This window comes from Winogradskyella sp. R77965, from assembly GCF_044594915.1.
Lineage (GTDB): Bacteria > Bacteroidota > Bacteroidia > Flavobacteriales > Flavobacteriaceae > Winogradskyella.
Genome location: NZ_CP138990.1, coordinates 3,171,883 through 3,184,207, shown reverse-complemented (window position 1 = coordinate 3,184,207; position 12,325 = coordinate 3,171,883). Strand labels below are relative to the sequence as shown.

11 protein-coding genes are annotated in these 12,325 nt (G+C 34.1%); all 11 read right to left on the bottom strand.

Features of this window, described 5'->3' with window-relative positions; all coding sequences use genetic code 11:
• Positions 1–3 precede the first annotated feature (3 nt).
• Positions 4–723, bottom strand: a complete 720-nt coding sequence (locus SJY34_RS14185) for a cell division protein FtsQ/DivIB (protein WP_400076734.1) — start codon at positions 721–723, stop codon at positions 4–6.
• Positions 713–2,065 carry a UDP-N-acetylmuramate--L-alanine ligase gene (gene murC / locus SJY34_RS14180; RefSeq protein WP_400076732.1) on the bottom strand — a complete coding sequence of 451 codons (1,353 nt, stop codon included), beginning with the start codon at positions 2,063–2,065 and terminating at the stop codon, positions 713–715. The genes SJY34_RS14185 and murC overlap by 11 nt, the downstream gene beginning before the upstream one ends.
• Positions 2,066–3,160, bottom strand: coding sequence for an undecaprenyldiphospho-muramoylpentapeptide beta-N-acetylglucosaminyltransferase (murG, locus tag SJY34_RS14175; RefSeq protein ID WP_400076730.1), 1,095 nt, complete (start codon positions 3,158–3,160; stop codon positions 2,066–2,068).
• A complete protein-coding gene (locus SJY34_RS14170; protein WP_400076728.1) occupies positions 3,160–4,344 on the bottom strand; it encodes an FtsW/RodA/SpoVE family cell cycle protein in 1,185 nt (394 codons plus the stop codon). Before SJY34_RS14170 ends, murG begins: the two co-directional genes overlap by 1 nt.
• An 87-nt stretch (positions 4,345–4,431) precedes the next feature.
• On the bottom strand, positions 4,432–5,763 hold the full coding sequence (gene murD, locus SJY34_RS14165) for a UDP-N-acetylmuramoyl-L-alanine--D-glutamate ligase (RefSeq protein ID WP_400076726.1): 1,332 nt from the start codon (positions 5,761–5,763) through the stop codon (positions 4,432–4,434).
• Positions 5,763–7,004 (bottom strand): phospho-N-acetylmuramoyl-pentapeptide-transferase, encoded by a 1,242-nt coding sequence (gene mraY, locus SJY34_RS14160; protein ID WP_400076724.1) that lies wholly within the window; start codon positions 7,002–7,004, stop codon positions 5,763–5,765. The genes murD and mraY overlap by 1 nt, the downstream gene beginning before the upstream one ends.
• Before the next feature lies 1 nt (position 7,005).
• A complete protein-coding gene (locus SJY34_RS14155; RefSeq protein ID WP_400076722.1) occupies positions 7,006–8,469 on the bottom strand; it encodes a UDP-N-acetylmuramoyl-L-alanyl-D-glutamate--2,6-diaminopimelate ligase in 1,464 nt (487 codons plus the stop codon).
• The gene (locus SJY34_RS14150; protein ID WP_400081405.1) at positions 8,466–10,427 is read right to left on the bottom strand and encodes a penicillin-binding protein; all 1,962 of its coding nucleotides are present in this window, start codon (positions 10,425–10,427) and stop codon (positions 8,466–8,468) included. Before SJY34_RS14150 ends, SJY34_RS14155 begins: the two co-directional genes overlap by 4 nt.
• 57 nt (positions 10,428–10,484) lie before the next feature.
• On the bottom strand, positions 10,485–10,805 hold the full coding sequence (locus tag SJY34_RS14145) for an FtsL-like putative cell division protein (protein ID WP_400076721.1): 321 nt from the start codon (positions 10,803–10,805) through the stop codon (positions 10,485–10,487).
• The gene (gene rsmH, locus SJY34_RS14140; RefSeq protein ID WP_400076719.1) at positions 10,802–11,698 is read right to left on the bottom strand and encodes a 16S rRNA (cytosine(1402)-N(4))-methyltransferase RsmH; all 897 of its coding nucleotides are present in this window, start codon (positions 11,696–11,698) and stop codon (positions 10,802–10,804) included. Before rsmH ends, SJY34_RS14145 begins: the two co-directional genes overlap by 4 nt.
• The gene (mraZ, locus tag SJY34_RS14135; RefSeq protein ID WP_400076717.1) at positions 11,685–12,155 is read right to left on the bottom strand and encodes a division/cell wall cluster transcriptional repressor MraZ; all 471 of its coding nucleotides are present in this window, start codon (positions 12,153–12,155) and stop codon (positions 11,685–11,687) included. The genes rsmH and mraZ overlap by 14 nt, the downstream gene beginning before the upstream one ends.
• Between the last annotated feature and the right edge of the window lie 170 nt (positions 12,156–12,325).

Sequence of the window (12,325 nt, the reverse complement as noted above, 5' to 3'; positions counted from 1 at the left end):
AGTTTACTTTTTGGTGCATATAACTTGTTTGTCAAATTTCAGATTTACTACTTTGTAATTATCTAAAATTTTATCTTTCAAACCTTTCTGATAAAAGGCCTTAAAATTGTTTATCTTCTTTTCGAGTTTATTTAAAGTTCCTAAATGAACTAAAAAATCACTTTTTCTTATTTTGAAATCAATCGTTTTATCATCGTTCTGACGAATCTCAATGATATGTTTTTTTAAAAATTCATCTTCATCAACAGCTTTTGCAAATTGAAAAACGATTTCTAAAGCATTTTTCTTAATATTACCTGTAACGAGCGGAACTCTTGCAGCGTAATTAGATGACAAAGGCATAAACGAACCTTCATCATCTATATAATATGATGCATTTGCGTTGACTCTTGCAATAGGTCTTTTTTGTTCAATCTCTGCGGAAAGCTCACCGTTTACTGACATAAACACCTCAGCTTCCTTAATCATTGGATTAGAATTTAGGGCAATTTCTAATTCATTCAAATCTATAATTTCTTTAGGCTGCTCCGTAACGGGTCGTTGATTTTGTATTAACAATTTACTAACAGTCGCCTCCGTAATAAATAATTTGTTTTCACCTAAGAATTTTATACTTGGTTCAGCTATTTTTCGTACTTCATTTCTATGGTTTGAAAACGCGAATAAACCTCCCACTACTAGTAGTAATACAATGATTTTTATGTAGTTATAATTAATTCGCAACGCTCAAAGCTTCTTTTATTTGTTTCACCTCTTCTCCAATATCTCCAGCACCTATGGTTAATACCACATGCGCATCAGATTTTTTTATTTCATTTATTAATTCTGATTTTTGAACTAATTTTTTATTCAAGTTTTTAATTTTATTTAGCAACCATTCGGATGTAACTCCATCTATAGGCAATTCTCTTGCTGGATAAATATCTAATAGTATTATTTCATCAAATTTTGAAAGACTATCTGCAAAACCATCTATAAAATCTCTTGTTCTGCTATATAAATGTGGTTGAAATATGGCTAAAACCTTTTTGCTAGGATACATTTCTGTAACTGCTTGATATACAGCTTTAATTTCTTCCGGATGATGTGCATAATCATCTATAAAAACAAAATTATCCGTTTTAATGTGATAAGTGAATCTGCGTTTTACGCCTTTATAAGATGCCAATCCCTTGGCGAGCTGGTTGTTAGGGCAACCGAATTCTACAGCCATCGCCAAGGCTATTATTGCATTCGACAAATTATGTCTTCCAGGTAGGTTAAATTTAAAATCTTTGTATAATCCGCTAGGTGTCTTTACATCAAACACATAACTTCCATTTTCTATTTTTACATTTTGAGCACAATAGGCTGAATCATCTTCAACGCCATAAGTAATACCTTCCAAAGGCAACCCATTTCTAACAAATAGCTTTCCGTTTGGCTTAATACACTCCGAAAAGTCTTTGAATGATTTTACAAGCTCTGAAGCATCACCGTAAATATCTAGATGATCTGCATCCATTGAAGTGACACAGGCTAAATCTGGTGACAAGGTTAAAAATGAGCGGTCAAACTCATCAGCCTCAACAACAGTCACTTCAGTTCCGTTTATAATTAAATTAGAATTGTAATTTTCACTAATTCCTCCTAAAAATGCGGTAACAGGAACATCACATTCGTTTAGCAAATGTCCTAATATGCTTGTCGTTGTAGTTTTACCATGTGTACCAGCAACAGCAAGACAGGTTGTTTGTTTTGTAATTTCACCTAAAACAGTAGCACGCTTTAAAACCTTAAAATTATGAGTCTTAAAATAGCTTAACTCTGAATGTGAACTAGGAATTGCCGGTGTGTAAACCACCAAAGTATCTTCTTTATTTAAATACTTGGGATCAACTTCTATAATATTATCATTAAAGTGAATATATACCTCTAACTCTTGTAATCCTTTTGTAATATCCGTTGCTGTCTTGTCATAGCCTGCAACCTGTTTTCCATTTGCTACAAAATAACGTGCAAGCGCACTCATACCGATACCACCAATACCGATAAAATAGACGTTATTTATAGCTTTTAAATCCATTTACTTTTTTAATAATTTCTCAACTTCATCCACAATATCATTAGTTGCGTTGACTAGGGCTAAGGCTCTAATACTTTTACTGAGTTGTTTTCTATTGTCTTCATTCGAAATTAGTTCAGAAAACTGATTCTCAAAATCTGAATCTAAATCCTTTTCTCTAATCAAAATCGCTGCATTTTTATCTGCAACCGCTTTTGCGTTCTTGGTTTGATGATCTTCGGCAACATTAGGTGATGGAATGAATATCACCGGTTTTCCAACGATACACAATTCTGAAACTGAAATTGCTCCAGCTCTAGAAATGATAACATCAGCTGCCGCATAAGCTAAATCCATGGTGTTTAGAAATGCATGTACCTGAACATTATCTATTTCATTATAACCTTTATACTGATTATAATAGAGTTTTCCGCATTGCCAAATCACTTGAACATTTTGAGCTTTAAAAGTTTCAAGATTTGCTTCGATGAGCTGATTGATTCGTCTCGCTCCTAAACTTCCTCCTAACACTAAAAGAGTATGCTTGCTATGAATTAACTTGAAAGCATCTTTACCTTCAATCTGTTTACTTTTAACTTCTAATAAGTCTTTTCGAATCGGATTTCCTGTTAACTTTATTTTTTCCTTAGGAAAGAATTTTTCTAAGCCTTCATAGGCCACACAAATAGTATTTACTTTTTTACCAAGCAACTTATTTGTAATTCCAGGGTATGAATTTTGTTCTTGGATTAAACTCGGAATTTTCTTTGATGTTGCTACTTGTAATAATGGTCCACTAGCAAAGCCACCTGTACCAATTACAACATCTGGCTTGAAAGATTTTATGATTTTTCTTGAACGTAATAAACTTGACATTAACTTAAATGGGAAAGCCATATTTTTTATGGTCAACTTTCTTTGAATTCCAGAAATCCATAAGCCTTCTATTTTATAACCAGCTTGCGGTACCTTATCCATTTCCATACGATCTGAAGCACCAACAAATAAAAATTCAGCATCAGGATACCGAATCTTTAATTCGTCCGCAATAGCAACCGCAGGATAAATATGTCCTCCTGTTCCACCACCTGATAATATGAATTTATAATTGCTCATTAAATTGTTTCGCTTAAAATGTCTAATGGATTTTCTTCTAATTCTTCTTTTCCTTTTAGCTCTTCGCGTTTAGCACTTACGCTTAGGATAATTCCTATTGCGAGGCAAGTCATCCATATTGAAGTTCCGCCACTACTTATCAATGGTAAGGTCTGACCAGTTACAGGAAACAATTCTACAGCAACTGCCATATTAATTAGAGCTTGAAATACAATAGGCAATCCAACTCCAAGGACCAATAACTTTCCGAATATGGTATCTGATTTTTGAGATACTATAACAATTCTAAACAATAACCATGAGTATAATATCAATAAAAATACACCTCCAAATAGACCATATTCCTCAATGATAATAGCGAAAATAAAATCTGAGGACGATTGTGGCAAAAAGTTTTTTTGCACACTTTTTCCAGGACCAAGTGGAGACATACCTGTAGCAATAGCAATTTTTGCTTTTTCAATTTGGTAATCTGCTTCAGTATCCTCTCCGTTCGCAAAATTCTCTATTCTGCTAATCCAAGTATCAACCCGATTAGGCATGGCATCTGGAAATGCTTTTGCTATTAAAATAAATAGAGTTAATGCAGCTAAACCTGTACCTAGAATGATTAGAAGGTACTTTATCGGATAACCACCTATAAAAGTTAACATCATTATCATTGAAAAAATGATAGCAGTTGTAGAAAAATTAGCAGGAAGAATTAGTAATAAAATTAGAAATACTGGTCCCCAAAGTGGCAAAATAGTTTCCTTAAAACCAACTTCTTTATCCTTTATTTTTGAAAGATAGCGCGCTACATACACCATTAAAACAACAGCTGCTAATGTTGAGGTTTGAAATGACATATTTACAATCGGAATCTGAATCCAGCGACTTGCATTTGCGCCATCGATAGTAGTTCCCTGTAGCAGGGTTACTAATAATAGAACAAACACTATTGGAATCATTACCATTGATAAACCTCGGAAATATTTATAGGGCACTTTATGAATCCCATACATAATTGCGAACCCAAGTGCCAAATGCATAAAATGCTTTACAAAGAAAGAAAATGTATTACTTGAACTAACCGCTAAATTACTAGCAGCACTATACACTGGTAAAAAGGAAAATATAGCCAATAATGTGGCTATAGCCCAAATGGCTCTATCCCCTTTTATTTGTGCGAATATATTTTTCATGCTTCCTTTGGTCATTCCTGCTAAGGCAGGAATCTATTTAATTACAAATTTGATGTGGATTCCTGCCTTTGCAGGAATGACAGTATTCTATAAATTTCTAACAGCATTTTTAAACTGACGGCCTCTATCCTCATAGTTTTCGAATAAATCGAAACTAGCACAAGCTGGTGACAACAACACATTTTCCCCTGCATCTGCAACTTTGTATGCAATTTTTACGGCTTCACTCATATACTCTGTTTCAATTATAACATCTACCATATTCCCAAAGGCTTCAAACAGCTTTGTATTATCAACACCAAGACAGATAATAGCCTTAACTTTTTCGTTTACAAATGGAAATAATTCTTTGTAGTCATTTCCTTTATCCACTCCTCCAACAATCCAAACAGTTGGTGCATCCATACTTTCTAATGCGAAATAAGTGGCATTTACATTAGTTGCTTTAGAGTCGTTTATGTACTGGACTTTGTTGATTTTAAGCACATGTTCTAAACGATGTTCAACACCTTGAAAGTTTTCTAAGCTTTCACGTATTGTTTGCTTTCTAATTTTAAGTATATGCGCAACAGTAGAAGCTGCCATTGCATTCTTAATGTTGTGTTTTCCTTCTAAAGCTAAGTTTTTTGTTGGCATAATTATTTGATTATTATCGATTGTTATTATTATCTTGTTGTTTTCGTAATACGCACCTTCTTCAATGACATTCGTTAACGAGAAGGGTAATTTTTTGGATTGAATCGAATGGTTTTGCAGCCATTCTTCTATAACTTCCTCATCACTATCGTAGATGAAATAATCCTCATCTGTTTGGTTTTCTACAATTCTAAATTTTGAAGCGATATAATTTTCAAACTTATAATCGTAGCGATCTAAATGATCTGGTGTGATATTGGTTAAAATCGCGATCTTCGGTTTGAAATCTATAATATCATCTAACTGAAAACTGCTAATCTCTAACACGTAGTTTTCGTAGTTTTTATCTAAAATTTGCCTAGCAAAACTATCTCCAATATTGCCTGCCAAACCCACATCTAAATCTTGTTTTAACAAGTGGTGTGTCAGCGTTGCGGTTGTTGTTTTACCATTGCTTCCTGTAATTGCTACTAAAGTTGCATTAGTAAATTTTGAAGCAAATTCAATTTCAGAAACCACTTTAATTCCAGCATTACGGATTTGTATTACCAAATCCACTTTATCTGGAATTCCAGGACTTTTCATGACAATGTGTGCATTCAGAATTTTTGATTCTGTATGTTGTCCATCTTCAAATTCAATCTCATTATTTAAAAGAACGTTTTTATATTTTTCTTTAATTTTTCCCTTATCGGAAACGAAAACTTCGTATCCTTTTTCCTTTCCTAAAAGCGCTGTCCCAACTCCACTTTCTCCTCCTCCAAGAATTACTAACCGTTTCATTATCGTATCTTCAAGGTGACAATTGTTATTATTGCTAGTAGAATTCCAACAATCCAAAAGCGTGTTACAATTTTACTTTCGTGATATCCTGATTTTTGATAATGATGGTGTAATGGAGACATCTTAAATATGCGCCTGCCTTCGCCATATTTTTTCCGTGTGTATTTGAAATAGCTGACTTGCAGCATTACTGATAAATTCTCTGCTAAGAAAATGCCACAAAGAATTGGTATTAACCACTCTTTCCTCACGGCAATGGCAATTACAGCTATAATTCCACCAATTGTTAAGCTTCCTGTATCACCCATAAAAACTTGTGCTGGATAGGCATTATACCATAGAAAACCAACTAATGCACCCACAAACGCCGCGATATAAATAGTGATTTCTTCTACTTGAGGGATATACATAATATCCAGATATTTTGAGAATATGATATTACCCGAAACCCAAGCAAAGATCCCTAAGGTCAATACGACAATTGCCGAAGTACCTGCTGCTAAACCGTCAATACCATCCGTGAGATTGGCTCCGTTAGAAACGGCTGTTACAATTATTATTGATACTAAAATGAAAATTATCCAAGCGTATTTCTCTAAATCTGGATTGATCCAAGTGATTAAGTCTGAATAATCAAACTCATTATTTTTTACAAAAGGAATAGTTGTTTTTGTGGACTTAGTGGCTACATCGAAAAGCTGGGCTTCAGGAATATTCGGATTTTCCTCCAATAATACACGTTGCTCGGCAATAGGCAATTCTTCTTTTATAGTAACATCTTCATGAAAATACAAGGTCAACCCAACTATTAATCCTAAACCGACTTGACCAAGGACTTTGAACTTCCCTTTCAGTCCTTCTTTATCGTTTTTGAATTTTTTAATGTAATCATCAATAAACCCAATCGTTCCCATCCAAAGTGTAGTTACAATGAGAAGTATGATATAGATGTTTTCGAGCTTAGAAAGCAATAATACAGGAATTAATGTTGCCAAAATAATGATGATTCCACCCATTGTTGGTGTACCAGCTTTTTCAACTTGTCCTTCTAATCCTAAATCTCGAATGGTCTCACCAACTTGTTGTCTCTGTAAAAATCTTATTATGCGTTTACCATAAATTGTAGAGATCAACAATGATAAAATTATAGCCATAGCTGCTCTAAAGGTTAAAAACCCAAAAAGTGATGCTCCAGGTAACTGGAATTGTTGTTCTAAATATTCGAATAGGTAATACAGCATATTACTTTTGTAATTGTTTTAAAAATTCCTGAACCGTTTTATAATCATCAAAATCAAAGCGTTCTCCTTTAATTTCTTGGTAGTTCTCATGGCCTTTCCCTGCTATTAAAATGATATCCTTTGCGTCTGCCATCTGACAAGCTGTTTTAATCGCTTGTTTTCTATCTGTAATTGATAATGTTTTTTTATAATTCTGAGGTTCCACTCCCTTTTCCATATCCTCTATTATGGTTTCAGGAACTTCGCTTCTTGGATTATCGCTCGTAAAAATCACCTTAGTACTTAAAGCAGATGCGATATGCGCCATTTTTGGTCGTTTGGTTTTATCTCTATCTCCACCACAGCCTACTACTGTTATTAATTCTTCATTTTTAGTACGAATGCTATTGATGGTTTCTAAAACATTTTTTAATGCATCTGGTGTATGCGCATAATCAACAATTGCAGTGATTTTTTCTTCTGAAATAAAATATTGAAAACGCCCTGACACATTTTCGAGCTCACTTATTAGTCTTAAAATTTCAACTTTATCTAAGCCTAATAATTCTGCTGTTCCGTAAATTGCCAGAATATTATATGCGTTAAAGCTTCCTATTAATCTTGTCCATAATTCACTTTCATTCAGCTTCAGCAATAAACCACTAAACTCATTTTCTAGAATCTGCGCTCTATAATCCGCATAATTCTTTAAAGCATATGTATATTTTTTGGCTTGTGTATTTTGAAGCATTACCAAACCATTTTTATCATCCATATTAGACAATGCAAATGCCTCTTTTGGCAACTGATCAAAAAACGTTTTCTTTACATCTCTGTATTCTGCAAAGGTTTCGTGATAATCTAGATGATCGTGAGATAGGTTTGTAAAAATTCCGCCTGTAAAATGTAGCCCTTCAGTTCTACTTTGATGAATGCCATGAGAACTCGCTTCCATAAAGCAGAACTCAACGCCTTCATCGTTCATCATTTGTAAATACTTATTAATGGTCAATGAATCTGGAGTCGTATGTGTGGCTTTGTAAGTGGTGTTATCTACCATTATTTTTACAGTAGAAAGCAAACCAACTTTGTAGCCAGCCTTCTTAAAAAGTTGATATAACAAACTAGAAACTGTTGTTTTACCATTTGTACCAGTAACACCAACTAGTTTTAGATTCTCTGATGGATGCTCATAAAAGTTAGCAGCCATATATGCCATTGCTTGGTTGGAGTTTGCAACTTCTATATAAGTAACACCATCTTCAAGATTTTCTGGAAGTCTTTCGCAAACAATAGCAATCGCGCCATCCTTAATTGCCTTTTCTATGTAATTATGACCATCTGTTACTGTACCTGAAATAGCAACAAACACATCATTTACCTTGATTTGACGTGAATCAAATTCAATTTTATTGACAGTAATACTTGTACTCCCAACAACAGCATTTATAGTAACCTTGTACAATATGTCCTTAAGTACAATCATGATGCGTCTAAAACAATAGTTTGGTTAGCTTGTAATTTTTGATGTCTTTCTACAGATTGTTTCCTAATTATTCCACTACCATTAAGTTTTACCTTCACATTAACTTGAAGGTTTTCTAATAATGCAATAGCATCCATAGCTGGCATACCAACAACACCTGGCATTAATTCTTTATATTTTCGAGCATTTTCGAAATAATTTTCGAAATCTTGATTGACTAAATTATTATCAAAGTTTAGCGTCTTAACTTCATCTATAATTGGCGTATCAGTATAAATTTTTTGAGCAATTCTTTTAAACACAGGACCTGAAACATCAGCGCCATAGTAGCCAACGCTTTTATCTGGTTCGTGTATAACCACAATACATGAATATTTAGGATTGTCCGCTGGGAAGAAACCTGCAAACGATGATATGTAATTGAGCTTATCTTTATCTACATAATCTTTTTGACAAGTCCCAGTTTTTCCGGCCATTGAAAAGTTTTCAGAATAGAGTTTATGACCTGTTCCATGGCTTTTCTCTACAACATTCTTTAATAACTGCTGTACTTTTTTTACCGTTTGTTTAGAACATATTTTTGGGTTTATAACTTCCTTTTCAAATGGAACTACAACTCTATCATATTCCTTAACTTCTCTCAAAAATCGAGGCTTTACCATTTCCCCATCATTAGCAATAGCATTATAGAATGCCAAAGTTTGTAATGGAGTAAAGGACACACCATAACCATAAGCCATCCATTGCAATGCAATACCACTCCATCTGCCATTTTTAATTCTTGGATCAGGAATTATTGGACTTGGCTCACCAATTATCGGCAAGTCTAGACTATCATTGAGATTCATGACATAGAGTCTGTCAATGAATTTGCTAGGTTTATTTCTGTAGGCATTATCAATAGCCTTTACCACTCCTGTATTAGATGATACCTCAAATGCTTCTGAAACAGATATTTTACCATATCCACCAGCCTTAGAATCCTTAACTTTATTACCATAAAAGCTTAATATTCCTTTTTCTGTATCTACAACGTCACTAGTATCAATGACTTTGTCTTCCAAAGCTGCAGTTAATGCCATTAACTTAAATGTTGAACCTGGTTCATGACTTTCACCCACAGCATAATTTAGGCGTTCATAATAATGACCATTCTTATTTCTTCCTAGGTTAGAAATTGCCTTAATCTCACCTGTCTTTACTTCCATTACCACAACACAACCATGATCTGCTTTATATTTTTCTAATTGAGCAAGCAATGAGTGATGCGCTATATCTTGAATGTTAACATCTATTGTTGTATAAATATCATAACCATCTTTAGGCTCTATTTGATCATAGTCTTTTATTGGTTTCCATTGCCCATTACCAATTTTTTGCTTTAATCGCTTACCATTAACACCTTGTAGGTATTTTTCTCCAAAGGCTCCATCGATACCAACTCTCGTCGCGTAGTTGTTCTCATCAATGCGTTCATAGCCAATAGAACGAGCAGCTATTTCACCCATAGGATGTTCTCTTCTTGTTGTCTGCTCTACAATAAGACCACCTTTAATTGCACCAAGATTTAATAGTGGAAAGTTTCTCATCCTTATATAGTCCGAATAGCTGATATTTCGAGCTAAAAGGAAATACCTGTTTTTGTTCTTTCTCGCTTTACGAATAACATCCTTATAATAAGAAGCAGGTTTACCTTTAAAAACATGAAGTGAGTCCGCTAAAGCTCCCAGTTGCTCATCGAACAAAGCTTGTTTTGGCTGAATAGCATCAATTCTAATATCATATTTTGGGATTGAAGTGGCCAGTAAACTCCCATCAGCAGAATACACATTACCACGATTTGCTGGTATTGGAAAATCTTTTGTTGTGTGCTTCTCAGCAAGTGCTCTGTATTGGTCACCTTGAATAAACTGAATACTACATAACTTAAATACCACAGCCAAAGCAAATACAAACATGCAGCCTGCGACAAAGTACAATCTGTTTAATATGGTTGTTTCTGTTGTTGCCAAACCTTACTCTTGTTGTGATTTTACTATTATTTTTGTTGGTGGATTTAAAGAAATCTCAATGTCTTTTTTTTTCATTTCTGCCTCAACAAAAGATTCTTTTTTAAGTCGCATCAGCTTCCCTCTTTTATCTACAAATGCTGAGCGCAATTCCTTAACCTCATTAGTCAGTTTTGCAATCTCATATACTTTTTGATCCGCACTATGCGAACTTGCAATCATTATTATCGCTAAGACTGAAATAAAAAGGATGATGCGCCAATTTTTAAACGAATCATCACTGATTAGAAACTTTCCACGTAATATGCTGTAGATATTTTTCTTCATACTTTTTTAGCGATTCGAAGCTTTGCGCTTCGTGCTCTATTGTTCACTTTAACTTCTGAATGCGATGGCACTATCAATTTTCCAACTTTTTTTAATGGCACCTCAAAGTTTCCAAACACATCGCGCTCTGGCTCTCCTTCAAAAAGACCATTTCTTATAAAGCGTTTTACCAATCTATCTTCTAATGAGTGGTAGGATATAAAACTTAATCTGCCATCTTCTTTTAATAGTTCTGGCGTTTGCAATAACAATTCCTTTAAAGCTTCAATTTCTTGATTTACTTCTATTCGAATTGCTTGATAGATTTGAGCCAAAACCTTATTTTCTTTCTTATGCTGTAAAAAAGGCTTTAACACCTTTTTCAGTTGTTCACTAGTTTTAATTTCAGCTTTTGTTCGCTCTTCAACTATTACCCTTGCCATAGCAGGTGCTTGTCGTAATTCGCCATATTGGAATAACACAGCTCTTAATTGCTCTTCGTCATATTGGTTCACAACTTCGAAAGCAGAAAGCTTACTATCTTGGTTCATTCTCATATCTAAATCTGCTTCAAAACGCGTCGAAAAACCACGTTCCGCAACATCAAATTGATGCGACGAGACTCCAAAATCAGCTAAAATCCCATCAACCTCTTTAACTCCATAAAACCTTAAGAACCTTTTTATATATCTAAAATTCTCATTAATGAGAACAAACCGATCATCTTCAATTGTATTTGCTAATGCGTCTTTATCTTGATCGAAAGCGTACAACTTGCCTTTGGTACCTAATCTTGATAAGATTTCTCTACTATGACCACCTCCACCAAATGTGACATCAACATAAACACCATCTGGTTTTATATCTAAACCATCAACAGTCTCTTTGAGTAAAACTGCATTATGATATTCCATTTTCGTCATCCTCTTGTCCCATTACTTCTTCTGCCAAATCAGCGAAATCTGAAGCAGCATCGTCAATAGCTTTTTCGTATTTATCTTTATCCCAAACTTCAATAATATTCACTGCAGAAGCCAGCACAACTTGCTTTGTAATACCCGAAAAACTTATAAGATCTTTTGGAATTAGTAAACGACCAGCACTATCAACTTCAACAATTTTAACACCAGCTGTAAAACGTCTAATGAAATCATTATTCTTTTTCTTAAAGCGATTGAGCTTGTTTACTTTCTGCATCATTGAATTCCATTCAGACATAGGATACAGTTCTAAACATGGCTGAAAAACGGCACGTTTCAATACAAAACCATCTTGCAATGCAGCAGCCAACTGTTTCTTTAAAACAGCAGGAATCATAAGCCTCCCTTTGGCATCAGCTTTACATTCGTATGTTCCTATGAATGAATTCAAACGATTTGGTTTCCCACTTTAACGATTAAGATTCAAATATATTGAAAAAATCACCACATTTTACCACATAATCCCACTTTTGTTAATAAGTTTTATTTCACAGTTTAATTTGAATGATTTTAATACAGAGTAAACTCAATTATAATCATGGATAAATAAGAAAAAGCTTA